General features: G+C 71.5%; 17 protein-coding genes. 9 read left to right on the plus strand and 8 right to left on the minus strand.

The features are described from left to right. Positions 1-24: 24 nt before the first annotated feature. Together QSK32_RS40970 and QSK32_RS40975 are read left to right on the plus strand one after the other, a co-directional pair. A complete protein-coding gene (locus tag QSK32_RS40970) occupies positions 25-393 on the plus strand; it encodes a TM2 domain-containing protein (protein WP_285474991.1) in 369 nt (122 codons plus the stop codon). Positions 394-469: 76 nt separating this feature from the next. After that, positions 470-1,102, plus strand: a complete 633-nt coding sequence (locus tag QSK32_RS40975; RefSeq protein ID WP_045743891.1) for a DJ-1/PfpI family protein — start codon at positions 470-472, stop codon at positions 1,100-1,102. Between the two features lie 3 nt (positions 1,103-1,105). On the opposite strand, the gene QSK32_RS40980 is transcribed toward QSK32_RS40975, so the two are convergent. The 3 genes from QSK32_RS40980 to QSK32_RS40990 all read right to left on the minus strand — a co-directional run bounded on the left by QSK32_RS40980 (position 1,106) and on the right by QSK32_RS40990 (position 6,040). Beyond that, positions 1,106-1,990 carry a hypothetical protein gene (locus QSK32_RS40980; protein WP_285474992.1) on the minus strand — a complete coding sequence of 295 codons (885 nt, stop codon included), beginning with the start codon at positions 1,988-1,990 and terminating at the stop codon, positions 1,106-1,108. Between the two features lie 191 nt (positions 1,991-2,181). Then, the gene (locus QSK32_RS40985; RefSeq protein ID WP_285474993.1) at positions 2,182-4,527 is read right to left on the minus strand and encodes a hypothetical protein; all 2,346 of its coding nucleotides are present in this window, start codon (positions 4,525-4,527) and stop codon (positions 2,182-2,184) included. Between the two features lie 127 nt (positions 4,528-4,654). Further along, complete coding sequence (locus QSK32_RS40990; RefSeq protein WP_285474994.1) at positions 4,655-6,040, minus strand: FAD-dependent monooxygenase; 1,386 nt, start codon at positions 6,038-6,040, stop codon at positions 4,655-4,657. 113 nt (positions 6,041-6,153) lie between these two features. Here QSK32_RS40990 and QSK32_RS40995 point away from each other — a divergent pair, with 113 nt between their 5' ends. Together QSK32_RS40995 and QSK32_RS41000 are read left to right on the plus strand one after the other, a co-directional pair. Further along, positions 6,154-6,708, plus strand: a complete 555-nt coding sequence (locus tag QSK32_RS40995; RefSeq protein ID WP_285474995.1) for a TetR/AcrR family transcriptional regulator — start codon at positions 6,154-6,156, stop codon at positions 6,706-6,708. A 9-nt stretch (positions 6,709-6,717) separates the two neighbouring features. Further along, the gene (locus QSK32_RS41000; protein WP_285474996.1) at positions 6,718-7,152 is read left to right on the plus strand and encodes a VOC family protein; all 435 of its coding nucleotides are present in this window, start codon (positions 6,718-6,720) and stop codon (positions 7,150-7,152) included. Between the two features lie 107 nt (positions 7,153-7,259). On the opposite strand, the gene QSK32_RS41005 is transcribed toward QSK32_RS41000, so the two are convergent. Next, positions 7,260-9,842, minus strand: a complete 2,583-nt coding sequence (locus tag QSK32_RS41005; protein WP_285474997.1) for a hypothetical protein — start codon at positions 9,840-9,842, stop codon at positions 7,260-7,262. 150 nt (positions 9,843-9,992) lie between these two features. Between QSK32_RS41005 and QSK32_RS41010 the strand changes: the two genes are divergently transcribed. After that, the gene (locus QSK32_RS41010; protein WP_045743898.1) at positions 9,993-11,597 is read left to right on the plus strand and encodes a cellulase family glycosylhydrolase; all 1,605 of its coding nucleotides are present in this window, start codon (positions 9,993-9,995) and stop codon (positions 11,595-11,597) included. A 139-nt stretch (positions 11,598-11,736) separates the two neighbouring features. On the opposite strand, the gene QSK32_RS41015 is transcribed toward QSK32_RS41010, so the two are convergent. Continuing rightward, positions 11,737-12,732, minus strand: coding sequence for an NADP-dependent oxidoreductase (locus QSK32_RS41015; protein ID WP_285474998.1), 996 nt, complete (start codon positions 12,730-12,732; stop codon positions 11,737-11,739). A gap of 346 nt (positions 12,733-13,078) precedes the next feature. Between QSK32_RS41015 and QSK32_RS41020 the strand changes: the two genes are divergently transcribed. Both QSK32_RS41020 and QSK32_RS41025 read left to right on the plus strand, forming a co-directional pair. Further along, positions 13,079-13,624, plus strand: a complete 546-nt coding sequence (locus tag QSK32_RS41020) for a TetR/AcrR family transcriptional regulator (protein ID WP_045743900.1) — start codon at positions 13,079-13,081, stop codon at positions 13,622-13,624. A 99-nt stretch (positions 13,625-13,723) separates the two neighbouring features. Further along, on the plus strand, positions 13,724-15,457 hold the full coding sequence (locus QSK32_RS41025) for a M28 family peptidase (RefSeq protein WP_285474999.1): 1,734 nt from the start codon (positions 13,724-13,726) through the stop codon (positions 15,455-15,457). 65 nt (positions 15,458-15,522) lie between these two features. On the opposite strand, the gene QSK32_RS41030 is transcribed toward QSK32_RS41025, so the two are convergent. Genes QSK32_RS41030 through QSK32_RS41040 form a run of 3 tightly spaced genes read right to left on the minus strand, consistent with a single transcriptional unit; the run spans position 15,523 to position 22,568 of the window. Continuing rightward, the gene (locus tag QSK32_RS41030; protein WP_285475000.1) at positions 15,523-20,304 is read right to left on the minus strand and encodes a DUF4011 domain-containing protein; all 4,782 of its coding nucleotides are present in this window, start codon (positions 20,302-20,304) and stop codon (positions 15,523-15,525) included. Positions 20,305-20,343: 39 nt separating this feature from the next. Beyond that, positions 20,344-20,958 carry a TetR/AcrR family transcriptional regulator gene (locus QSK32_RS41035; RefSeq protein WP_285475001.1) on the minus strand — a complete coding sequence of 205 codons (615 nt, stop codon included), beginning with the start codon at positions 20,956-20,958 and terminating at the stop codon, positions 20,344-20,346. Between the two features lie 11 nt (positions 20,959-20,969). Then, on the minus strand, positions 20,970-22,568 hold the full coding sequence (locus QSK32_RS41040; RefSeq protein WP_045743904.1) for an MFS transporter: 1,599 nt from the start codon (positions 22,566-22,568) through the stop codon (positions 20,970-20,972). Between the two features lie 272 nt (positions 22,569-22,840). Here QSK32_RS41040 and QSK32_RS41045 point away from each other — a divergent pair, with 272 nt between their 5' ends. Both QSK32_RS41045 and QSK32_RS41050 read left to right on the plus strand, forming a co-directional pair. Next, entirely contained in the window at positions 22,841-23,866 is a 1,026-nt protein-coding gene (locus QSK32_RS41045; RefSeq protein ID WP_045743905.1) for an aldo/keto reductase, read from the plus strand. 121 nt (positions 23,867-23,987) lie between these two features. Beyond that, the gene (locus tag QSK32_RS41050; protein WP_285475002.1) at positions 23,988-24,455 is read left to right on the plus strand and encodes a ricin-type beta-trefoil lectin domain protein; all 468 of its coding nucleotides are present in this window, start codon (positions 23,988-23,990) and stop codon (positions 24,453-24,455) included. The last annotated feature ends 47 nt before the right edge of the window (positions 24,456-24,502 follow it).

A 24,502-nucleotide genomic window follows, 5' to 3' on the forward strand; every position in this document is an offset into this window, starting at 1 on the left:
GAAGTTGAAGGGGGCTCCGCAACGATGACCGACACCATCACCGACACCCGTGACAGCCACAGCCACAGCCACGGCACCACCAGCCTCGCTGATCTCGCCGACCTCACCGATCACATCCTGTTGCAGATGCAGGCGCAGTCCGCCTACGACGACGTCAAGAAGTCGGTCATCTTCGCCTACGTGCTCTGGGCGACCTGCGGATTCCTCGGCGGCCACCGGTTCTACCTGCACCACAACGGCTTCGGCGCGGCCCTGCTCGTCACGGTCGGTGGCGCCGGGGTCATCTGGGTGGTCGACCTCTTCTTCATCGGCAGCGCGGTCCGTGAGCACAACGCGGCCACGAAGGCCGCGATCTTCGAGCGTGCGGGCGTTCCGGTGATGTACGCGGGTTGACCGCTGGCCGGATTCCGTCGGAAGGCGGCATTCCTGCCACTGTGGGCGAACGGGCACCGCACCTAGCGTGATCGGCATGCTTGCTCAGATCGTACTTTTCGACGGCTTCGACCCGCTCGACGTCGTCGCACCCTTCGAAGTGCTGCACAGCGGAGGCGCCGCCGGCGGCGGACAGCTGACCGTGGAACTCGTCTCCGCCGAAGGCCCCCGCGACGTGACCAGCGGAACCGGGGGACTGACACTGCGCGCCACGGCCGCCCTCGACCCGGCGGTGGCCGACCTGATCGTGGTGCCCGGCGCGTCCGGACCGCTGGACGCGATCCCGCCGCTCCTGGCCCAGGCCGCAGCCGGGGGACTGACGCCGCTGCTCAAGGCTGCGATGGATCGCCCGGAGACGACGGTGGCGACGGTCTGCGGCGGCTCGATGATCCTCGCCATGGGCGGACTGCTGGCGGGCCGCCACGTGACCACGCACCACCTCGGGCTCGACGGGTTGGGGGCCTCCGGGGCGTACCCGATCAACGCCCGGGTCGTCGACGACGGTGACCTGATCTCCGGGGGTGCGGTCACGTCGGGCCTGGATGTCGGCCTGCACCTGGTGGACCGTTTCCTCGGGCCGCGGGTGGCGCACGCCGTCGAGCAGCTCTTCGCCCACGAGCGCCGCGGCACCGTCTGGCGCGCCACCGGCACCGTCCCCCTCCCGTTCTGAGGATCAGACCCTGCGGAACCGGACGCCCCAGTCCTGGCGCGGGACGGTGTTCAGCGGGAATTCCTGGGTGACCTCGTGGGCGAAGGTGTAGGGCACGATCCGGCGTGGGCCGGCCGGCTGCGGGGGCGGGGGCTTCGGGCTCGTCGTCCCGGCCGCCGAGAACATCAGGCCCACGGTGGTGACCAGCACGGTCACGCCGACGAGATACAGGTCGAGGGCGCGCGGGGACATCAGGAAGTCCGGCGCGTGGGTGCAGAACTCGCCGGCCGCCGCCGCGCCGGCCACCGACGCCACGATCACCAGGATCGGGGCGGCCGAGGCGGCCGGCGAGGCATGCCGTGCCAACATCCGCTGGGCGGGGCGGAGGAGGGACAGGGACAGGATCGCCACGGAGAGCACGGTCAGGCCCACGCCGATCCCCGGCACCTCCGGGATGCAGGGCCGTCCCGCCGCGGCGGCGCGCAACGCGACGGTGTCGGCGCCGGCCTGGACGATGAAGAACACCACGAGGCCGGGGAAGACGACCACCGCGTTGAACCGGGTGACGCGGACGGTGGAGGCATCGACGCCGGAGCCGCGCATGACCAGGTGCAACCCCTGCAGCAGCGAGATCACGGCCAGGCCGAAGATCAGCCCACCGACCAGTTCGAGGGTCGCGGCGCGCGGGCGGGCGAGCTCCGCCGTGTCGCCGGCGATCAGTGAGTAGGTGAGGGTGGCCAGGACCAGCGCGATGAACGAGCCGATCAGTGCCAGCGGGGCCCGCTCGACGGTCTTCGTCGGTGCCAGCAGCAGGACGAGGGCCGTGAACGCGAAACCCGCCAGCACGCCGGTCATCTGGCCGTAGTTCTCAGCGGTGACCGCGAGGTCGAAGAGGAACGGGCACGCCATGCGGGAAACGATGACGGACCGTCACCCGTCCCATCAATCCCGGAACGGACTCGTGGCAGATGCCGCACCACGCGCCCGAACAGCAAAGATCCTCGAAAGGAACGGTGACGTCGGGCATCGGTGAACGTGACGCTGTGTGCCGAACGCCCGGCGGAGGAGACCGCCGGGCGAACGGGCGCATCGGAACCGGGTCAGGGGATGGTGACGGTGGTGGCGCCGGAGTTCTCCGACGAGTCGGTGCGGTAGGCGACCACCTGGTACGTGCCGGACGACAGGCCGGTCAGGCCCTCGGTCGCGGTGCCCTCGACCAGGCCGAGACGGTCCAGCAGGTGCGACTCGCCGACGACGGTGTTCTCGACCATGAGGAACGCCTGCGCGGAGACCGCACCGGCCGGCGCGACCGCCGTGTACGCACTGGTCATCCAGCCCGTGGTGGCGTCCACCGTGGACGCGTTGGAGCTGGCCAGGCGGGTGACCTTGCCGTTCGCGTCGGTGAAGGCGATGCCGGCGCGGACCCGGCGGGCGGTGCCGGTCGCCTGGAAACTGGCGACCGAGGTGTACGTGGCGCCCACGGTCGGCGTCACCTTCTTGCTGTAGGTGCTGATCTGACCGGCGGTGGCCGACGTCAGCTGCAGGGACGAGGAGCCCACGGCGCCCGCGGCGGTGCTGCGCGCGACCCGGGTGCCGGAGCCGCCGGCGGTCCAGCCGGCCGTGCCCGCGCTCGCGTTCTCCAGGCCGGCGGCGTCGGTGTCGAGCAGGTTGCCGGGGATGGTGGCGGTGCCGGTCGGCAGGGTCGCGACCGGCAGGCCGTCCCGGTACACCTTGTAGCCGGCGATCGGGTTGCCGGTGGCGTACGACTCGTCCCAGGAGACGCTGTCCGCAGTGGCGGTCAGGTTGCCGGGCGCCTCGGGGGCGTTGGCGGCGGTCCGCAGCGCCGAGCCGATCAGGCCGCTCGTCGTGTTGTTGCCGACCGAGGTGTACGTGGCCTTCGACGATCCCTTGCGGGCGCCGATCTGCACGCCGTACCAGGTGGTCGGGTTGGCCTGGTCGTCGACGATCGTGTTGCCGGTGACGACGTCCTTGCTGCCGACCGAGACGCCGACGCCGGCGGTGTCGAAGTATCCGGCGCCGGTGCTGTAGGACGTCGACCCGCCGAATCCGGCGTTCACGATCCGGTTCCCGGTGATCGTGTCGGCGGCGTTCTTGGCCGCGTTCTGGCCGTAGACGATCACGCCGGTCTCACGGGACCGTTCGATCACGTTGTCGCGGACGGTGTTGTTGCCGCCGGCGCGTACCACATGGTCGTCGTCGGCGGTGCTGAAGTCGTTCCAGCCACCGAGGGTGCCGGTGGTGCCGTCGGCGTCGGTGTAGTCGTCGTACGCCACGGCCACGCCGACGGTCGCCGAGTCGCGGATGACGTTGTTCGCCACCAGGATGTCCCGCGGGTTGGTGACGTCCTTGTTGTTGCCGGTGTGGGCGTAGCCGGAGTTCGACTTCAGGACGATGTGCGCGCCCTCGAGGGTGTTGCCGGTGACGGTCGCCCCGACGACCCCCTCGAAGTACATGTTGCCGTACTCCTTGTGGCCGCGGGCCGCCGCGACCTCCGGGGTGGTGTGCACGATGTTGTTGCGCACGACCGTACGGATGGCGTTGGTGAAGTCGAAGCTGTTGCCGTTGATCGTCGCGTCGAACTGGTTGTTCTCGATGATCGTGCCGTCGTTGCGGCCGCCGCCACCGATGTTGTCCTCGTCGCCGGATTCGCCGCCGCCCCGGTTGTCGAACCGGTTGTCGACGATCCGCGCCCCGCTCGCGTAGTTGATCCACAGCTTGAAGTACTCGAGGTTGGTGAAGCGGACCTGCCGGACGGTCCAGCGGTCACCGACCGAGATGCCACCGGCGGTGTTGGTGCTGGCGCCGACGGTGGTGCGGAAGTCGCACAACTCGCCGGGGCTGCCGGGCAGGGTGGCGTCGTCGAAGGCGCCCGCGCCGGTGCGGCAGTTGCCGTTGACGGTCAGGTCGGACACCAGGTTGCTGCTGCCGGCCGACTTGTCGTCGGTCGGGCGTACCAGGAAGCTGTAGGAGAAGTTCTTCCAGTTCACCGTGGGGTCGGCGAGCAGGACGGTGGCCGCGATCCCGGCGCCGCGCAGGTTCACGTTCGGGGGCAGGCGCAGCCCCTTGGTGAGACGGTACGTGCCGGCCTGCAGCAGGATCGTCGCGGTCTTCGCGGGCGTGGTCACGGTGCCGTCCGCGGCCACTACCGCCGGGACGGTCTTCGCGGCCGCGGCGGCGACGACCTGGTTGAGCGCGGCGTAGTCGTCGAGCGTTCCACCGCGGGGCGCCGGGGCGACCACGCAGTCCGGCCCGCAGTCCGCGGCGGTCAGCGGCGCGGGGCTGATCGTCGAGCTCAGCGTGTAGGCCGGGACGTCGGCGGCCGTGGCGGCCTGCGCCGGTGAAGCGAACGCCACCAGGGTGGCGGGGAGCCCTACGGCGAGCGCGGCCGCGGTGCTGCGGGCGCGGGCGGGGAGGGGAAAACGCATCAACGCTCCGGTCGGTTACGGGCGGATAGCACCCGATTTGGTGGGGGATGCAACCGTAAGATCACCGGCCCGTGTCGCACGTCCTCCGACCGGATGAGCCGGGGTCGTCCTGATCAGCGCCGCGCGCTCAGCTGTGACGCGCCTCATCGGCGCCGAGGAAGGTGGGCAGGGCGGCTCCCGCGTCGCCGGCCGGGCCGCGCCAGGCCACGTAGCCGTCCGGCCGTACCAGGGTTGCTTCGCCGGTGACCTCCTCCGGCGCGACCACATGCAGGCGGTCGGCGTACCCCCTCATGGGTGTGGCCGTGACAAGCACGTGCCGGCCGTCGCGAAGTGCCTCGTAGAGGCGTCCGTCCCGCTGCAGGGGACGGTCCTCGGCGCGCGGGGCCCCGGGATAACCGATGCCGATCCCGGAGATCGTCCCGGCGGCGCGACGGGCCACCGCCGGCAGCGTGAGCAGGGCGGATCCGGCCGTGTTGCGCGCCCAGCGGGTGGGTGCGCCGCGGAGCATGGCCATCCTGACGAGCAGGCCGCTGCTGCGCAGCACCATCTTTCCCACCGGAGAACGCTCATTCTGGTACGAGTCGAGCAGGCCGCCCGGGGCCCACCCCCGGATCGCGGCCGCGAGTTTCCAGGAGAGGTTCGCCGCGTCCTGGAGTCCGGTGTTCATGCCCTGCCCGCCGGCCGGTGAGTGCACGTGGGCGGCGTCGCCGGCCAGGAAGACCCGTCCGGCGCGGTACTGCGGGACCTGCCGTTCGTCGCTGCGGAACCGGGAGAGCCAGCGCGCCTCGGTGAGACCGAAATCGGTCCCGTGGACGCGGCGGGTGACGTCGCGGACCTCGTCGAGGGTCACCGGGGCGCTGTCGTCGACGTTGTTGTCCCGGTTCCAGGCGAAGATCCGGTGCCAGCCGTCGCCGAACGGGGCGATCATCGCGAAGGCGCCGCCGGTGCTGTCGACGGCGACGGTGTCCCGCGGCGGGCTGGTCAGGCGCACGTCGGCCAGCATGATCGAGCTGAGCACGGTCTCGCCGGGGAAGGGCAGGCCGAGGCTCGTCCGCACGGTGCTGTGCGCGCCGTCGGTGCCCACGATGTAGTCGGCGGTGGCGGTCGTGCCGTCCTCGAAGCGCAGCGTCTCCTGATCGATCCCGGTCAGGGCGGCGCCGCGCACGATCTGCGCGCCGGCCGTGACGGCGCGGTCCTCGAGGGCCTGCTCCACCCGGTACTGCGGGGTGATCAGCAGGTAGGGGAAGCGGGACGGCAGCGTGGACAGGTCGATCTCGATGTGGTCGAACAGGCGCAGCCGGTCGACAGGTTTGCCGCCGGCGGCGAGGTCGTCGGCCAGGCCGCGGGCGTCGAGCATCTCGAGGGTGCGGGCGTGCACGCCGAATGCCCTGGTCAGGTTGGAGGTGGTGGTCCGCCGTTCGTAGACGGTGACCGGGATGCCGGCGTGGGCCAGGTCGCCGGCGAGCAGGAGTCCGGTGGGTCCGGCGCCGACGATCGCGACAGTGCTGTGCATGGTGCGCTCCCTTCAGTGGTGCCTTGTGCCAACGCTTGTTGGCAACGCTAGGCGCCGCCCTACGAGGTGTCAACGCTTGTTGGCAAACGCTTGTTGGCATTACGCTGCCGATCATGCCGCCACGCCGTTCCGACGCCACCCGGGCCGCGATCCTGGTCGCCGCCCGCGAACGATTCGCCGCCGACGGGTTCGAGCGCGCCACCATCCGCGCCATCGCCGCCGAGGCGAGAATCGACCCGTCGATGGTGATGCGCTACTACGGCAGCAAGGAGAGGCTGTTCGCGGCGGCCGCCGAGTTCGAGCTGCGGATCCCGTCGATGACCGGCGTGCCCGTCGAGACACTCGGCGCCGAACTGGTCGCGCACTTCCTGCAACGCTGGGAAGGCGACGAGACCCTGCTGGCCCTGATGCGCGCGGCCGTCACCAAGGAGGTCGCCGCCGAACGGATGCGCACCATCTTCGCCACCCAGCTGGGCCCGGTCGTGGCCCGGGCCGCCCCGGACCCGGACTCGGCGGCCACCCGCGCCGGACTGGTGGCGACGCAGATGCTCGGGTTCGCGCTCTGCCGCTACGTGCTGAAACTGCCGCCGGTGGCCGAGCTGACCCGTGACGAGGCCGTCCGGTGGCTCGGCCCGACCGTCCAGCGCTACCTCACCGACCCCGTCTAAGGTGGACCGATGGGGACGATCAAGAAGGTGCAGATCACGTTCGACTGCAAGGAGCCGGAACGGGTCGCCCGGTTCTGGTGCGAGGTGCTGGGCTACGTGGTGCCGCCGCCCCCGGAGGGCTTCGCCGACTGGGCGGCCTACGAGAGCACGCTGCCGGCCGAACGCCAGGGTGCCGGTTTCGTGGCGCAGGACCCGGCCGGTGTGGGGCCGCGGCTCTACTTCCAGCGCGTACCCGAAGGCAAGATCGTCAAGAACCGGGTGCACCTGGACGTGCGGGTCGGCACCGGCCTGGTCGGCGCCGAACGCCTCGCCGCCCTCGAAGCCGAGAGCGCACGGCTGGTCGCCCTCGGCGCCACCCGCGGACAGCTGCTGCTGGCCGACGAGGAGAACGAGTCCTGCCAGAACATGCAGGACGTCGAGGGCAACGAGTTCTGCCTGGACTGATCGCGCTCGTGATGTCGCCGGCACAGTCCGCGACCGTCACAGCGCACCCGCGGATGCGAAAGGGTGACCGGCTCACTGCGCCGGTCACCCTTTCTCGGGGGGTACGCCTAAACGGCCGCGACCTCCGTGCCGACCTCGAACGGGACCTCGGTGACCGGGGAGAGTGAACCGTCGGTGAACCGGCGCTGCAGGTACAGGGTGTTCGCGCCGGCGTGGTCCGGGGTGTAGGAGGCGAGCGTCTCCCAGGCCCACGGATCGAAAGCGGTCTCCTGGACCGGGCCGTCGTTGACGTGCCAGACGAACGACGTGGTGTACTCGCCGAGGTCGTAGACGGAGAACCCGAACTGTCCGGTGACCCCGACACCACCGGCGTCCGGCCACGGGTTGGTGCTGAGCACTGCGTCGGCGTTGCGGACGACGACGGAGAACTCGTCGGTGTCGGAGACCTCACCGCCGGCGGTCAGGCTGGCGACCGTCAGGGTGACGTCGCCCCAGCCGGCGGGCACGTCGTAGGTGATGGTGGCGGTGCCGTCCGCCCCGACCGGGACGGTCTGCTCCGGATGCTCCTCGCCGTCGTAACGGCTGCCGACCGTGTAGCGGAAGGTGGCCGCGCCGGGCTGCACCGCGGTGACGGTGAACGTCACCGGCCGCAGCGCGACCGCGTCCTCGGTGAACGGGCCCTTCGCCGTCACCGTCGGCGCCGAGTCGACGTGCAGGACGATCGTGGTCGACGGCGACAGCGAACCGTCGGACAGCCGGGCCCACACGACCAGGGTGAGGTCGCCGGGGCGGGTGGGCACCACCTCGAAGTCGGCGTGGCTGCTGTCGTACGTCTGCGTCGGCCCGTCGTCGAAGCGGTAGACGATCCCGGTGGCGTTCGGCAGGTCGGACCAGGCGTTGACGGTGATCGGCCTGCCGACCTGGCTGTCGTGGTCGTACGCGGAGACGGTCGGGTGCGGGTCGATCACCCGGAACGAGGACTGGGCCGGCTGGGACCGGTTGCCGTCCGCGTCGACTGAGGTGACCGTGATGGTGAAGTAGCCGCCGGCCTGCGGCGTCCACGACACCGTCGCGGCGCCGTCCGGTCCGGCGTCGACCGTCCCGCTGCCGCCCTCGCCGAGGTCGTAGCGGTACGACGCGACGCCGGTGGTCCGCGGCGCGAACGTGAACGAGCCCGGCTGCCCGGCGATCGGGGTCCCGGACCAGGTGAACTCGGCGGAGGTGACGACCGGGGCGTCGGTGACCGACACCTGGGAGGTGTGCGTGCCGATGACCTCGTCGCCGGCGAAGGCGCGCTCCAGCACGTTCTTGGTGCCGACGCTGGTGAACACCAGGTCGCCCCGGCCCTGCTTGTCGACCGCGGGTACCCGGGTCTCCGGGCCGCCGTCGACGGCGTACCCGAATCCGGTGACCTCGGCGGCCTGCGAGTAGAGCGTGATGTGGCTGGTCAGGCCGACACCGTTGAGCTCGAAGGTGGACGACGGGGCGGTGTTGCGGACCTCGTAGCGGTACTCGACCCAGGGGCCGCGGTTGCCGGCGGTGTCCACCGCGGCGACCCGGACCCGGTTCGTGCCCCAGAGCCGCGGGGTCACGGTGATCTCGGCCCGGCCACCGGGGTGCTCGGGACGGGTCCGGGTGATCGCCGACTCGGTGTACCAGTCGAAGGCGACCGTGTCGACGTCCCCGACGGCGTCCAGGACGAAGACACCGGGCACGCCCGGCCCGCCGGTCCCCGGGTAGGTGCTGGTCGGGTACTTCTCCGAGGAGACGACCGGCCGGGTGGCCGGCGCGACCGAGTCGAGCACGAAGTAGCAGGTGTCGCCCCACGGCCCGGCGTCGTCGTAGTCACGCCCCTGGGCGGTCCAGGCCATCACGGTGCCGTCGGCGATCCCGGTCAGGTCCGGTGACAGGCTGTTGGTCTCCTTGCGCAGGTCCGGGCGGTCCGCCGGCCAATACGCGAACCAGATGCGGGCGTAGTCGTTCGGGTCCGCGTCGGTGACCGTCGCCTGGAACTGCAGCGCCTCGAGGGCCGGCGTCGGATCGTCCAGGGTGCCGCAGCCCGCGTCCGGAGTGCGCAGTTTCAGCCCGGAGACGATCGGGGCGTGGTTGACGGCGTAGCTCATCTGCGCCGGGACCATGCTGCGACCGAGGCCCTCCTCGCTGCCGGGCTTGACCCGGACCTCGAGGGTGACGGTGTCCTCGCCCCGGTCCAGAGCCGCCTGGACCGTCGGGATCATGTCGATGCCGAGGTAGGCGCCGGGGCAGATGGTGCCTTTGCCCCAGGTCCGCTCGGTGAGCAGCTCCAGCTCGTCGGGCGCGTCGTCCCAGGTGGTGCCGGCGGTGACGGGTGTGGTCCGCCAGACCTCGATCGGCGCGACCCAGCCGCAGTCGTCGACCGTCTTCTCCGTGGTGTAGAAGGTGACCCGGTGCAGGACCCGGCCCTTCAGCGGGGTGAGGTCGAAGGTGAAGTAGGCGCGCCCGGTCGAGTCGCCCCGGCTGCCGATCAGATAGTTGCCGGCCGGGTCCGGATTGGGTGTGGACGGTGTGGCCCTGTCGGTGAAGGTCCAGGTCCGCGGCAGGTTGCCGTAGGTCTCGGCCTGGGCCGGGCCGGCGGTGACGCCGATCAGGACGGTGGTGGCGCAGAGTGCGGCCGCGACGGCGGCCGACAGCGCCCGAAGGCTGCGCAGCATGTCGTTCTCCCCGTTGCTCCCCAACATCGATGTCCGTGGGGGCGCGCGGATCGTAACATCGGCGTCCGTCATTTTCGGTCGATGATTTCCGGGGCGTTACAAGGGATCGATGATTTACGATGCTGGGAGCGCTCCCGAGAGGAATGATCTATGAGTACGCGAGCAAGAAGGGCCGGGCTCGCCATCGTCGCCGCGGCCCTGGCCCTCACTGGATCCGTGTACGGCGTGACCCGGTCCGCCCCGGCCGAAGCGGCTGCCCCCCTGACCGCCGCGCAGCTGGTCGCCGACATGGGTGCCGGCTGGAACCTGGGCAACGCCCTCGAAGCCAGCAACAACGGCGTCCCCAGCGAGACGGCCTGGGGCAACCCGGTCATCACGCCGGCCCTCATCGACCGGGTGAAAGCCGCCGGGTTCAAGACGATCCGGATCCCGGTGTCCTACCTGAGCAAGATCGGCGCCGCCCCGAACTACACGGTCGACGCCGCCTGGCTGACCCGGATCAAGGAGGTCGTCGACTACGCCTACAGCCGCGGCCTCTACGTGCTGATCAACATGCACGGCGACGGGTACAAGACGGTCACCGGCTCCTGGCTGATCTGCGACGCGGCCGACCAGGCCACGGTCAAGGCCAAGTACCAGAAGGTCTGGCAGCAGGTCGCGACCACGTTCGCGAGCTACGACGACCACCTGATCCTCGAGTCGATGAACGAGGAGTTCGACGGGCAGTACGGCAACCCCACCGAGCCGTGCTACACCAACATCAACGCCTACAACCAGATCTTCGTGGACACCGTACGCCAGACCGGCGGCAACAATGCCGCCCGCTGGCTGCTGGTGCCCGGCTGGAACACGAACATCGACCACACCGTGGGCAGTGGCTTCGTCATCCCCACCGACCAGTACCGCTCGCCGACCGTCCCGGCGGCCGAGAAACGCATCATGATCTCGGTGCACTACTACGACCCGTGGGACTTCACCGGCCAGGAGGACGGCGTCATCACCCAGTGGGGCGCGTCCGCGACGAACCCGGCGAAGAAGTCGACCTGGGGCCAGGAGGACTACCTCGACGGCCAGCTGAAGAAGACCTACGACCGGTTCGTCACCCAGGGCTACCCGGTATTCGTCGGTGAATACGGTTCGATCGACAAGACCACGTACGACGCGGCGAGCAACACGTACCGGGCGGCGTACGCGCGAGCCGTGACGGCCACCGCCAAGAAGTACGGGGCGGCCACCGCATACTGGGACAACGGCTGGAACGGCCAGCACGGCTTCGGCCTGTTCGACCGCAGCACCACCGCGGTCACCCAGCAGGGCATCATCACCGCCATCCTGGCCGGCGCCGGCAGCACCCAGCCCAGTACGTCACCGTCCGCGTCCACGTCGGCCTCACCGTCGGCGTCCGCCTCACCGTCGACGTCCCCGTCCACCCCGGGCGGCACCGGGGCCTGCCGCGTCACCAGCTCGGTCAGCGCCTGGAACACCGGCCTGACCAACAACGTCACCATCACGAACACCGGCACCGCCGCGATCAACGGCTGGACGCTGGCGTTCACCCTGGCCTCCGGGCAGACCATCACCTCCGGCTGGAGCGCCACGTACGCCCCGGCCAGCGGCGCGGTGACCGCGACCAACGTGAGCTACAACGGCGCGCTGGCGGCGGGCGGCTCGACCACCATCGGCTACCAGGCCACCCACACCGGCAACTCCGCCGCTCCCACCGGCTTCAAGCTCAACGGAGCCACCTGCAGCTGATCTGCGAGCGCGGTGCGACCTGCAGTCGATCTGCGAGCGCGGAGCGACCTGCAGTCGATCTGCGAGAACGGAGCGACCTGCAGTCGATCTGTGTGACATGGCGGCCGGGCACCCGAAAGGGCCCGGCCGTCATCGGTTCTCAGGCGACGGTGAGGACGATCTTGCCGCGGAGGTGACCCTGGGCGGCCCGGGTGTGGGCCGCGGCGGCGTCGGCGAGGGGGAACGTGCTGTCGACGGCGGTGCGGACCGTGCCGGCGGCGAGCAGGTGGGCGAGCTCGGTCAGCTGGCGGCCGTTCGAGCGGACCTGGGCGCTGGAGACGGTGATCTTGCGGGTGGCTGCCTCGTCCGGGTCGACGGCGCCGAAGAACACCGGGAACAGTGCGCCGCCGTCCCGGATGGTCTGCAGGAAACGGCCGGTGTGCGGGCCGCCGACGGTGTCCAGGACCAGGTCCACGTCGCGGACGGTCGTGGCCGGGTCGGTGGTGGTGTAGTCGATGACCTCGTCGGCGCCCAGATCGCGCAGGAACCGCCGGTGGCGGCCGGACGCGACCGCGATCACCCGGGCGCCGCGCCACTTCGCGAGTTGGACCGCGAAGTGGCCGACGCCGCCGGCCGCGCCGTTGACCAGCACGGTCGTTCCGGGGCCGAGAGGAGCCGGGCGGTGCGTGAACGGCTGGAACGGAGACGGGTCGTCGTGGCCGAGGTCGATCAGGAACTGCCAGGCGGTGAGGGCGGCCATCGGGGCGCCGGCGGCCTGCACATGGTCGACGCCGGACGGCTTGCGGGCCAGGTCGGTGGCGGGGGCGGTGACGTACTCGGCGTAGGTGCTGCCGCCGAAGCCGGGGAAGCGGAGCATGCCGAACACCTCGTCGCCGACCGCGAGGTCGCCGGCGTCCGGGCCGGCCGCCTCGACGACACCGGACACGTCGGTGCCCGGGATCAGCGGCAGGGGGATCGGCGGTCGCATCGCCTCGGGCATCACGGTCATGCCGTCGCGCACGTACCAGTCCGGGGGGTTGATGCCGGCGGCGTGCACCCGGATCAGCACCTCGCCGGGCCCGGCGACCGGGGCCGGGATCTCCTCGTGGCGCAGTACCTCGGGGCCGCCGAACTCGTGCAGTCGGATCGCCTTCATGGTTCCTCGTTTCCGTAGGCGGCTAGACACGTCTCGTGGTCAGGGCGCGAAGCCCGTCCGCGTGGTGACTTCAGGCGCGCTGGGCGCCCCAAATCACCACACCCGTGGTGCTGTGTTGATTGCGGGCGTGCTGGGCGCCCGAAGTCATCACACCCGTGGTGGTGTGTTGATTACGGGCGTGCTGGGCGCCCCAAATCACCACGCCCGTGGTGGTGTGGTGATTGCGGGCGTGCTGCGTGCCTCGAGTCACCACGTGGGTGCTGAGCGCGTAACGTGTCTAGAATGCTCCAAGTGGAGCGGTGCTCCGAATATATGGAGCAGTGCTCCGATTGTCAAGGAGGGGTGCATGCGCGCCGATGCCAGGAAGAACTACGACCAGCTGCTCGCCATCGCTAGCACCGTCGTGGCGGAGGGCGGCGCCGACGCGTCCCTGCGCGACATCGCCCGGCGCGCCGGGGTCGGGCTGGGCACGCTCTACCGGCACTTCCCGACCCGGGAGGCGCTGCTCGAAGCCCTGCTCCGGACCGGGTTCGACGCGCTCACCGCCAAGGCCGCCGACCTGGAGGCGGCGAGTGCGCCGGGGGAGGCGCTGCGGGTGTGGCTGCGCGACTTCATCGCGAACGCGACCACCTATCGCGGCGTCACCACGGTGATGATGGCCGCCATCGAGGACCCGGACTCGGCCCTGCATGCCTCGTGTGTCGCGATGCGGGCCGCCGGGGCGCGCCTGCTGGCCCGGGCGCAGGCCGACGGTGCGGCGCGCGCCGACATCGACGGCACCGATGTGTACGCCCTGGCGGGCTCCCTCGCGTGGATCGCCGACCAGCCGGGCTTCGCCTCCCGTGTGGACCGGCTCGTCGGCGTCGTCACCGGGGCCATCCTGACCGCCTGACACCGTACAGGGATATAGATGTTTCGATATCTTGTGCGTGGTGGTGAATTCCTGTTCTCCTACGGCCAGCCATGATTCGGCTCGACCCTAGGAACCCTCATGAGACTCAAGACGGTGACGGCACGACCTGCCGTAGCTGTTCTCGCCGCGGCGGCGCTGGTCCTCAGCGCCCTGCCCGCGGCGGCCGCCGCCACCCCGCCGGCGAGCACCACACCCCTGCTGGCGGCCGCACCCGTCGTCGACGTCGCCAACGTCAACGCCCACCTGCAGCAACTGCAGACCTTCGCCACCGGCAACGGCGGCAACCGGGCCACCGGCACGGCGGGGCACACCGCGACGACGACGTACCTGCAGCAGAAACTGCAGGCGGCGGGGTACACCGTCACCGTGCAGACCTGCACCACGTGCAGCGGTTCCGCGAAGAACATCATCGCCGACTGGCCGGGCGGCGACACCGCCAACACCTACATGTTCGGCGCCCACTCCGACAGCGTGTCGGCCGGTCCGGGCATCAACGACGACGGCTCCGGGACGGCCACGCTCCTGGAAGCCGCACTCCAGCTGGCCGCGAACAACCCGACCATGACCAACCACCTGCGGTTCGGCTGGTGGGCCGGGGAGGAGCAGGGGCTGATCGGGTCCAAGTTCTACGTCAACTCGCTGACCACGGCGCAGAAGACCGCGATCAAGGCGTACGGCACCTTCGACATGATCGCCTCTACCAACGGCGGCTACTTCGTGACCGGCACCGACGCCGTCGCCGTGAAGCTGCGGGAGTACTTCACCTCGATCGGCGTGCCCACCGAGACGTCGACCGAGTGCTGCAGCGACGACGGCTCGTTCCGCAACGCCGGCATCCCGTCGTCGATCAACTCGACCGGGGCGAGCTACACCAAGACCAGCGCCCAGGTGACCAAGTGGGGCGGCACCGCCGGGCAGGCGTACGACCCGTGCTACCACAAGGCCTGCGACTCGTACCCGTCGAACGTCAATGTCACCTCGCTGGGCCGGTGGGCCAACGCCGAGTTGTACGCGCTCTGGAACCTCACCACCGGCAGCGCTCCCGCCGACGACTTCTCGGTCGCGCTCAGCCCCGGCACCGGCGCGGTGACCCCCGGCTCGTCGGCCACCGTCACCGTGAGCACGGCCACCACCTCCGGCAGCGCGCAGACCGTCGCGTTGACGAGTTCCGGCGCACCCACCGGCGTCTCGGTGAGCTTCAGCCCGGCGTCGGTCACCTCCGGCGGATCGTCGACCATGACCATCGCGGCCACCACGGCCGCGGCGGCCGGGGCGTACACCATCACGGTGACCGGAACCGGCGCGGCGGCCCACAGCGCCACCTACACGCTGACGGTGAACGGGACCGGCGCGTGCACCGGCGCCGGCCAGAAACTCGGCAACGAGGGCTTCGAGAGCGGGACGACACCGTGGACCGCCGCGACCGGGATCATCGGCGCGAACACCGGTGACGGCGCGCCGCGGACCGGCACCCGGGACGCGTTGCTCAACGGGTACGGCTCGACCCACACCGACACCCTGTCGCAGTCGGTGACGATCCCGGCCGGGTGCAGCGCGTACACGCTGTCGTTCCACCTGAAGATCATCACGTCGGAGACGACCACCAGCACCCAGTACGACAAGCTGACCGTGCGGATCGGCAGCACCGCGCTGCAGGTCTTCTCCAACCTGAACGCGAGCGCCTACACCCTGCGTTCGTACGATGTGGCGGCCTTCGCCGGGCAGACCGTGACGGTCGGCTTCACCGGGGTGGAGGACTCCTCGCTGAAGACGTCGTTCGTCATCGACGACACGGCGCTCACCGTCAGCTGACGAGCGCCGGCCCGGCGCCATGCAGTACCGGCCCGGCACCACGCGCGGTGCCGGGCCGGGCGTCGTCACGGATGCGGGCTCAGGTCCCGCAGTGGCGGATAGTCGGTCAGCGTGACGCGGCGCGGACCGGCGGCCCGTTCCAGCGCGGACCGCAGTCGTGCCTCCTCGCCGGCCCGGTCGCGGTACCAGGCGACCGACCAGACGCGGTGCAGGTTCCAGCCCAGGCCGAGCAGCACCTGCTCGCTGATCCGGTCCCGGTCGCGGGCGGCGGGGGAGCCCGCATAGGCCGCGCCGTCGCAACGGATGCCCAGGGCGTACCCGGCATGGGGTTGGTCCGGCAGCCGGACGCCGATGTCGACACGACCGCCGGCCCAGCCCAGACCCGGATAGGCGGGGTAACCCCAGGACCGGACCGTCTCCAGGACCGAGGCCGGCAGCGGGCCGTCGGCGGCCTGGTCGGGGGCGGGCACCACCTCCAGGACCGTGGGACCGTGTTCGGCGTAGTCCAGGTAGGAGGCCAGCAGCCGGACACCCTCGTTGTCGGAGGCGGGGATGTCGCGGGCGGTGATCGAGGTGACGATCTCCACGCGGTAGCGGGCCCTGGTGATCGCCACGTTGAGGCGCCGCCAGCCGTTGGGACGGTTCAGCGCGCCGAAGTTGCTGCTGATCTTCCCGGACTCGTCGAAGCCGTAGCCGATCGAGAAGATCATCACGTCGCGCTCGTCACCCTGGACGCTCTCCAGGGACTTCACGAAGAATCCGTGCAGACGGTCGTCGTCGAGGATGCGCTCCAGTTCGGGACGGCCTGCCGCCACCCGCTCGACGGCCCGCTCGATCGCCTCCGCCTGCGTCACCGAGAACGTGACCACCCCCAGTGACAAGCCGGGACGCGTCGTGAAATGGTGCACGATCCGCTCGGCCACCCGGTCCGCCTCGACCACGTTGTCCCGCGACGTGCTCCGCCGGTAGACACCCCCGGCCGGGATCAGGGCGACCCCGGTGTCCGGGCCGCCGGCGGTGGCGCTGGGGAACACGCTGAGACGCCCCTGGTAGAACGCGTGGTTGGAGAACGCGATCAGGGACTCGTGACGACTCCGGTAATGCCAGCCCAGCCCGAGACTGCCGAACGCGCCGCACCCCTTCGCCAGTTCCAGCACCGATTCGAAGTCGAGGACCGCCAGGTCACCGGAGCTGTCGGAGTACCCCCGGTCGAAGAACGACGTGGGCGGAAGCTGGCGGTCGTCCCCGGCGGCGATCAGTGCGTCCGCCCGGTAGATGCAGTTGATCGCATCGGCCGGCGTGACCTGCGACGCCTCGTCGAAGATGACCACGTCGAAACGGATGTCGGCCGGCAGCGACTGACTCACCGTCAACGGCGACATCAACAGGCACGGCCGTAGCCCGAGCACCAGGTCCCGGGCCTGCGCCATCACCTCGCGCACCGGCAGGTGCCGGCTCGCCTTCATCGCCTCCCGGCGCAACAGATCCGCGTCGGGGCCGTCGGTGGCCGGCCGGCGCCCGGTGACCGCCGCCGCGATGTCCGTCACCGCGGTCGCCGCCAACCGCGCGTCCAGGGTCCGGAACTCGGCGACCAGCCGGTCCCGGTCCGCCGAGCGCCACGGCCGCAGCCGGTGATCGGACTGGATGATCGCGTCGGCCCAGGCCCGGTACATCGCCCGCTCGACCGCCGGGCGCACGTCGGCCGCGGCCAGCCGCCGGTCCGCGCAGAACTCGACCACGCCGTCCAGGCCGTACCCGCTGAGCACCGCCCGGGCGTCCTGCGCCGCGAACCATTCCTCCTGCCCGCCCGCGTCGTCGCGGATCCGCTGCAGGAACGCCGCCGCCCGCTGGTAGTCGCCGAGCTCACCGGCGAGACCGTCGCGCCGCTCCGCCGCGAACGCCTCCAGCAGTTCGGCCCGCGCGGAACTCCACTGCTCGGACAGCTTCGCCAGCCCGGCCACCGGGCGCAGGTTGCGCAGCGCGTCGCCCTGTGCCGGGCTCAGCGGGGCGTCGGCGCCGGTCAGCAACCGCCGGGCCGTCGCCGCCCACTCGATGGCCTCGGCCAGGGCGATCTCGTCACTCTCACTGTCACGGTACGCGTCACCGAACACGTCCCCGTATCCCGCGGCATGCCCGGCCAGCGCCGCCTCCGCCGCGGTCACCTCCTGGCGCAGCCGCCCGAGCCGGAGCACCTCCGCATAGTCCAGGTGCCGTCCGGTCGCCACGTCGTACGCGTGCACGACGGCGGCCACCGCGGCCAGCGCGTCGGCGTGCGCCCGCAGCCACCCGGCAGCCGCGTCGACCGGGCCGGTGAGCAGGTCGGGACGGTCCGCCGCGTACGGCCCGGAGTGCCGTCCGAGCACGGTGTCGCGGGCGACCGTCGCGGTGCGGATCACCTCCGGGTCCGGGCTCGGCCCGCAGGCGTACGCCGCGACCGCCCCCATCGCCGCCGCGGGCGCCAGCCGCAGTGCCGTCTCGGCGACGTTGAGCGCCTCCTCCAGGGCGGCGAAGTCCGTCGCCGCTCCCTGCCAGTACCGTCCGAGGGCCGGCCCGTACGCCTGTTCCGCCGCTGCCAGGTCCTGCCGCGCCCGCTGCCAGGCGACCGCCGTCTCCAATCGCGGCAGCGCGTCCCGCACCGCCGCCGTGGGCAGCACGAATGCCGCCACCACCCGACGGTCCCGCCGGTACGCCCCGAGCATCCGCCGCCAGCCCCGGTGTACCCGGGCGAACCGGTCGGCCAGTTCCTCGACCGGCTGGGTGAGGATCGCCTCGGCGAAGAACGGCCGGGCCCGGACCTCGGCGGAGAGCAGGTTCTCCAGCGATCGGCGCAGCGCCTGCGCGCCGGTCGCCACGGTCGCCGCGACGCCGGGCGAGAACCAGAACGGCTCCGGCTTGTGCGGGCGCGCGCCGAGTTCGACGAGCGCGGCGACCCGGCCGATGTCGGCGACGGTGACCGCCGGCGGCAGCCCGAGCTTGCCGGTGACCCGGTCCAGTGCCGCCCGGTGCCGGTCGAGTTCGTCGGCGGCCTCGGTGCAGGCGCGGGCCTGCCGGTCGGCGTCGGCGGCGGTGAGTGTGGTGAGGTCGGCGGCCGGTGGGGTGAGGGCGCTCAGGTCGGGAGGTTCGGGCAGCCCGGCCGGGGCGGGGAGAGCCGCCCACGGCACCCCGGCGCGGCGGGCGGCGTCGTCGCGGGCGGCGCGGACGGCGGTGAGGTCGCGGGACAGGCTGTCGGCCGCGGCGCGGACCGGATCGAGCGTGGTGTCGGTGAGCCAGGCGTCCGGGACCCGGGCCGGGCGGCGGCCGGCGTGCACGGCGAGGGCGGCGAGCACGGCGGCGTCGTCCGGGCCGGCCAGCCCGAACGCCGCCACGGCGGTCTTCTCCGCCGCAGCGGTACGGGCCAGCCCGGTCAGGGCCCGTTCGGCGCGCGACAGCACCGCGTCCAGCGGTTCGCGCCGGGTCACGTCGAGCCAGGGCAGGTCGTCGCGGTCCAGGGTGCGCCAGGAGGCGGCGAGCCGGTCGGTGGCCTGCAGGATCCGGCGGACCGCCTCCGGGGTGACCGCGGTGGGAGCGATCACCGGCACCGGGGCGGCCGGCGCGTCCTGCAGGCGGGCGCAGAGACCCAGCACGTCGTGCAGGGTGCGCCCGAGCGGGCGGCGGACCTCGTTCATCGCGTACGCGTACGCGGTCAGCTGCTCGCGCCGTTCCCGGGTGCCGCGCCGGTCGGTGTCGGTCTCACCGCTGACCGGTGCGGCGTCCAGCGCGGCGGCGAGGGCGGTCGCCACCTCCTTGCGGCCGGCCTTGCTGCCGTGCAGCTCCAGGACGTGCCGGTCGAGCCCGGCCTCGGCGAGCCGGTGGTGCACGACGTCGAGCGCGGCGGCCTTCTCCGAGACGAACAGGACCCGTTTCCCGGCGTGCAGCAGCCCGCCGATCATGTTGGCGATGGTCTGCGACTTGCCGGTGCCGGGCGGCCCGTCCATCACGAAGCTCTGCCCGGCGACCGCGGCGGCGACGCAGGCCCGCTGGGACGCGTCGGCGTCCAGCACCAGCGGGATGTGTTCGGGTGCGGCGACCCGGTCGACGTCGCCGGCCGGGATGGGGGTGAACCGGAACGCGCCGGTCTGCCGGCCGTCGGTGGTGGCGAGCGCCTGCACCAGCGGGTGGGCGACGATGCGGTCCTCGTTGACCAGCAGGTCCCGGTAGATCGCCTCCTTGTGGAAGGTCAGGCAGGACAGCAGGATGCCGCGTTCGACGTGCCAGCCCTTGCGGCGGGCGACCACGGTCTGCAGGGCGGTCCACAGCGCCTGCACGTCGTCGTGGCCGCCGGTGGCCGGGGGTTCCAGGCCGAGGCGGCGCAGCCGGATCGCGAGGGCCGGGTTGAACACCGCCTCGTCGTCGCGGATCCGCAGGCGGGGCGGGTCGCCGGGGCCGTCGGCGACCAGGTCCACCGGCAGCAGCAGGACCGGGCTGGCCAGCGGGGTCTCCTCCTCGTCACGCCAGCGCAGCAGGCCGAGGACCAGGTGCAGCACGGAGACGCCCCGGTCCAGATATTCCTGGCGGCCGCGTTTCATCATCCGGCGCAGCACCAGGTCCAGGGACTGGTCGGGCAGTTCGGTGCGGAACCGCTCGGGCCCGGTGTGCCGCTGCGGGTCGGCGCCGGTGCCGACCAGCCCGTGTTCCCCGCCCTGGCGCAGCGCCTCGACCACGGCCTCCGGTTCGGGACCGACGATCTCCACCAGATCGGGCTGGTCGATCGGGAAGTTGATCAGCCGGTTGGTGTCCCCGAGGTCGACCAGGCTGTCCCGCCAGGCGTGCAGGGCGGCCCGGACATCGGTGGAAGGGCGGTCGCTCATGCACCGATTGCACCAAAAGTTAACTTTTCTCGCAGGTGTTTACCGAAGTGCGCCGCGCAGCACCGAGTCCAGCAGCCGCTCCGCGAAACCCTCCTTGGGCATCTCCGGATCCCAGGTCGGCAGGGACCGCGCCATCGACGGTGCGGTGAGCAGCAGCACCGTCATCTCGACGTCCAGGTCCTCGCGCAACTCGCCGCTCGCCACGCCACGCCGCAGCACCGAGCGCATCACCTCACGGCGGGGCTCGATCACCGCCCGGTACATCCGGCCCAGCTGCTCGTCCTTCATCAGCTCCGGAATCAGGCAGGCGGTGATCCGGCCGTAGTGGCGGGCCCGGGTGTTGCGGTTCGCGACCATCAGGGCGAGCAGGTCGTCCCGGACGGAATGCTCCTCCAGCACCGGGACCGGGCCCTTCATGCTGCCGACCGCGTCGATCAGCAGCGCCTCCTTGTTGGGCCACCGGCGGTAGATCGTCGCCTTGCCGACCCCGGCGCGGGCGGCCACCGCCTCCACCGAGATCGCGGCGAAGCTCTGCCCCTCGGAGAGCATCGTGAGTACGGCCTCCAGGATCGTCTCGTCCGTCTGGGCATTGCGGGGCCGGCCAGGAGCCTTACGCTCCTGGCCGGTTCCGGATGGTGCGCTCGCCGTGGTCATGGCAACTATTGTTAACTGCCGGTTTCCCGGCCGGCCAGGACGATGCCCTGTTCTTCGGCGAGGGCGGTCTCGGCGGTCGGTTCCGGGGCGTTCGCCGGGCGCTTTCCGGGCAGCCAGATCACCGCGACCAGCGTGCCGAGCAGGGCGAACACCATGGTGCCGACGGCTGCGGAGTGCATGGCCGTGATGAAGGCCTCGTTCGCCGCGTCGAGCAGCGGGGCGGCGGCCGGCCCGGTCTGGGCGGCGACCGCGTACGCGCCGGACACCGAGTCGCCGGCGATCTCGGCGGCGGCCGCGGGCAGGCCGTCGGTGGCCGAACCCAGTTCGCCGCGGTAGACCGAGGAGACGACCGCGCCGAGCACCGCGACGCCCAGGGCGCCGCCGAGCTGGCGGATCGTGTTGCTGACCGCCGAGCCGACGCCGGCCTTCTCGCGGGGGAGTGCCGACATGATCGCCTCGGTGGCGGGCGGCATCACGTTGGCCATGCCGACGCCCATCACGAAGAACGAGACGCCGACCACGGCGATCGGGGTGTCCGCGCCGATCAGCAGCCAGATCGACAGGCTGGCCGCGACGAGCAGCAGGCCGACGGTGCTGACGGCCTTGGGGCCGTACCGCTTGACCATGGTGGCGCTGAGCGGCGCGAAGATCATCTGACCGACGGCGAACGGGACGAACAGCGCGCCGGAGGCGAGGGGGCCGTATCCGCGGACCAGCTGCAGGTAGAAGGCGCTGAAGAACAGGGAGCCCATCGAGGCGAAGAAGATCAGGCCGACGATGCCGACCGAGGCGGAGAACTGCCGGTTGGTGAACAGCCGCACGTCCAGGCTCGGGAACTCGATGCTGCGCTCGTACAGGATGAATCCGACGATGACCAGCAGGCCGGCGGTGATGGTGCCCCACGCGGCGAGTGCGCCGAAGCCGTCCTCGCCGCCCTTGATCACGCCGTAGGTGAGCAGGGTCAGCCCGATGATCGACATGACGACGCCGAGCCAGTCGATGCGTCCCGGCTTGGGGTCCTTGGACTCCGGGACCAGCAGGGCGACCAGCGCCACCCCGATGATCACGATCGGCACGTTGATCAGGAAGACCGAGCCCCACCAGAAGTTCTCGAGCAGGATGCCGCCGACGACCGGGCCGATCGCCACGGCCAGGCCGACCGAGCCGGCCCAGACGCCGATGGCGCGCGGGCGCTCGGTCGGGTCGAAGACGTTCGCGATGATCGACAGGGTGGCGGGCATGACCGCGGCCGCGCCGAGGCCCATCACCGCGCGGGCGGCGATCAGCTGGTCGGGGGAGGAGGCGTACGCCGAGATCAGCGACGCGATGCCGAAGACGACGAGGCCGACGGTGAGCGAGAGTCGCCGTCCGAGGCGGTCGGCGAGGATGCCGGCGGTGAAGAGCAGGCCCGCGAAGACCAGCGTGTACGAGTTGATCGACCACTCCAGCTCGCTCTGGGTGGCGCCGAGCCCGTGCTCCGGGTCGGCGATCGTCTTCATGGCGACGTTGAGCACGGTGTTGTCGAGCACGACCACCAGCAGGCTGATGACCAGCACGGCCAGGATCGCCCAGCGCCGCGGATGGCCCGCCGGCGTCGGTTGGTCAGTCATGGGTCCCCCGGAGATCAATTCAGATACGGAACCGTTCCGTATCTGCGGAGGAAATATAAAACGGAACCGTCTCGTATTGCATCGCCCGGAGGAGTGACGCCAGTCACATGATCGTCTACAGTGGCCGCCATGGAAGCCCTCAAACCATGGCTCATGGGTCTCTGCATCGGCGGCGTCGTGCTGTTCACCCTCTTCGTCATCGCGATGATCCTGGCGGTCCGCAAGATATGAGGGTTGATCTGGAGCGCGCTCCAGGTCATAGCGTCGAACCCATGGAAACGATCGAACTCGGCCGTACCGGAGAACACGTCAGCCGTCTCGCCCTCGGCGCGATGCAGATGGGCAGCGCCACCGACGAGGACACCTCGGTGCGGATCCTCGACCACTACCGCGACCTCGGCGGATCCTTCGTGGACACCGCCGACTGCTACGAATGGTGGTCCACCCCCGGCAGCCGCGGCGGCGAGAGCGAGGAACTGCTCGGCCGCTGGCTGCGCAAGGGCGGCCACCGCGACGAGATGTTCATCGCCACCAAGGGCAGCGCGCTGCCGGCCCACTCACCCGACCTGTGGGCCGCCGACGGCACCCCGAACTGGGAACTCGCCCGCCGCACCTTCGCCGGCGCCGGCGCGGACACCCTGCGCGCCGCCGTCGACGGCAGCCTGCGCCGCCTCGGCACCGACCGCATCGACCTCTACTACGTGCACGTCGACGACCTGTTCACCCCGCTCGAGGAGAGCCTCGAGGCCCTGCACGGCCTGGTGGTCGCCGGCAAGATCCGCCACATCGGCTGGTCCAACGTGCGGACCTGGCGGCTGGAGAGCATCCGCCAGCTGTGCTCGCGGCACGGCTGGACCCTGCCGGTCGCCGTCCAGCAGCAGCACTCCTACCTGCGGACCCGCGGCGGCCACGACACCGCCTCGATCGTCGGCGGCGAGCAGCTCGACTACCTGAACCGGCACCGCGACCAGACCCTGGTCGCCTACTCGCCGATCGTCAAGGGCATCTACGACGACCCGGCCCGCCGTGCCGAACACTGGATGATGGAGGCCTACGCCGGCCCGGACAGCGACGCCCGCCTCGACGCGGTCACCACCCTCGCCGCCGAGCTCGGTGTCACCCCCAACCAGCTGGTCCTGGCCTGGCTGTTCCACCAGACCGAGCCGCCGGTGCTGCCGCTGATCGGGCCGCGCACGTACGAGCAGTTCACCGACCTGCTGCCCGCCCTGGACCTCGAACTCGACGCCGGCCACCTCGGCCGCCTCGACCGCGCAGGCTTCCCGGCCAGCGCCGGGTGACGGTCGCCGAAGGGCCGGGCCGGGCCGGAGCGGGACCGGGGTTCCCTGATCCGGGGCAAATCGCTTCCGGCTCCCCGGAGAGGCCTACCGTTGACGGTGGCGGGATCGGGAGGTGGGCGCCGTGACGGACTTCAGCCGGGTGGCCGGGGTCGCCGCCGTGCTCCTGGCGCTGCCGTCGGTGCCGGCCGCGGGTGCCTCCGACGGGCCGGCGCTCTCCTGGATCCGGAGCGGCACGACCGGCCAGTGCCTCACCGTCGGCTGGGCGGTGGACAGCTCGGTCGTGGCCACGCCACTGCCGGTGGGCCTGGCGGACTGCCGGGCGTCGTCGCCGTTCCAGCAGTGGACCGTGAACGGGCTGCTGATCCGCAGCCGGATGTACGGGCGGTGCCTGCAGTCCGACGGGGCCACGGTCGAGGCGGCCACCTGCACCGGTGTCGCCTCCCAGCGCTGGGCCGAGGACGCGGGGCGGATCCGGCACACCCCGGATCCGGACGGCGACTGTCTCGTGGCGGGCGCGTCCACCGTCGGCGTCGATGGTTGCGCGAACGGCGGCACCGGGCAGCTCTGGACCGTCACCGCCGTCGGCTGATCCCGGCCGGAGCGGGCCGGCCGCGGGCGACGCCGCTCGGCGGGGCC

It is taken from the genome of Actinoplanes sp. NBRC 101535 (assembly GCF_030269225.1).
Lineage (GTDB): Bacteria > Actinomycetota > Actinomycetes > Mycobacteriales > Micromonosporaceae > Actinoplanes > Actinoplanes rectilineatus.

What these genes read in the sequence shown, in the direction of transcription:
- QSK32_RS40970 (WP_285474991.1), top strand. Translation starts at nt 25, where the DNA reads ATGACCGACACCATCACCGACACCCGTGACAGCCACAGCCACAGCCAC.
- QSK32_RS40975 (WP_045743891.1), top strand. Translation starts at nt 470, where the DNA reads ATGCTTGCTCAGATCGTACTTTTCGACGGCTTCGACCCGCTCGACGTC.
- QSK32_RS40980 (WP_285474992.1), bottom strand. Translation starts at nt 1,990, where the DNA reads ATGGCGTGCCCGTTCCTCTTCGACCTCGCGGTCACCGCTGAGAACTAC.
- QSK32_RS40985 (WP_285474993.1), bottom strand. Translation starts at nt 4,527, where the DNA reads ATGCGTTTTCCCCTCCCCGCCCGCGCCCGCAGCACCGCGGCCGCGCTC.
- QSK32_RS40990 (WP_285474994.1), bottom strand. Translation starts at nt 6,040, where the DNA reads ATGCACAGCACTGTCGCGATCGTCGGCGCCGGACCCACCGGACTCCTG.
- QSK32_RS40995 (WP_285474995.1), top strand. Translation starts at nt 6,154, where the DNA reads ATGCCGCCACGCCGTTCCGACGCCACCCGGGCCGCGATCCTGGTCGCC.
- QSK32_RS41000 (WP_285474996.1), top strand. Translation starts at nt 6,718, where the DNA reads ATGGGGACGATCAAGAAGGTGCAGATCACGTTCGACTGCAAGGAGCCG.
- QSK32_RS41005 (WP_285474997.1), bottom strand. Translation starts at nt 9,842, where the DNA reads ATGCTGCGCAGCCTTCGGGCGCTGTCGGCCGCCGTCGCGGCCGCACTC.
- QSK32_RS41010 (WP_045743898.1), top strand. Translation starts at nt 9,993, where the DNA reads ATGAGTACGCGAGCAAGAAGGGCCGGGCTCGCCATCGTCGCCGCGGCC.
- QSK32_RS41015 (WP_285474998.1), bottom strand. Translation starts at nt 12,732, where the DNA reads ATGAAGGCGATCCGACTGCACGAGTTCGGCGGCCCCGAGGTACTGCGC.
- QSK32_RS41020 (WP_045743900.1), top strand. Translation starts at nt 13,079, where the DNA reads ATGCGCGCCGATGCCAGGAAGAACTACGACCAGCTGCTCGCCATCGCT.
- QSK32_RS41025 (WP_285474999.1), top strand. Translation starts at nt 13,724, where the DNA reads ATGAGACTCAAGACGGTGACGGCACGACCTGCCGTAGCTGTTCTCGCC.
- QSK32_RS41030 (WP_285475000.1), bottom strand. Translation starts at nt 20,304, where the DNA reads ATGAGCGACCGCCCTTCCACCGATGTCCGGGCCGCCCTGCACGCCTGG.
- QSK32_RS41035 (WP_285475001.1), bottom strand. Translation starts at nt 20,958, where the DNA reads ATGACCACGGCGAGCGCACCATCCGGAACCGGCCAGGAGCGTAAGGCT.
- QSK32_RS41040 (WP_045743904.1), bottom strand. Translation starts at nt 22,568, where the DNA reads ATGACTGACCAACCGACGCCGGCGGGCCATCCGCGGCGCTGGGCGATC.
- QSK32_RS41045 (WP_045743905.1), top strand. Translation starts at nt 22,841, where the DNA reads ATGGAAACGATCGAACTCGGCCGTACCGGAGAACACGTCAGCCGTCTC.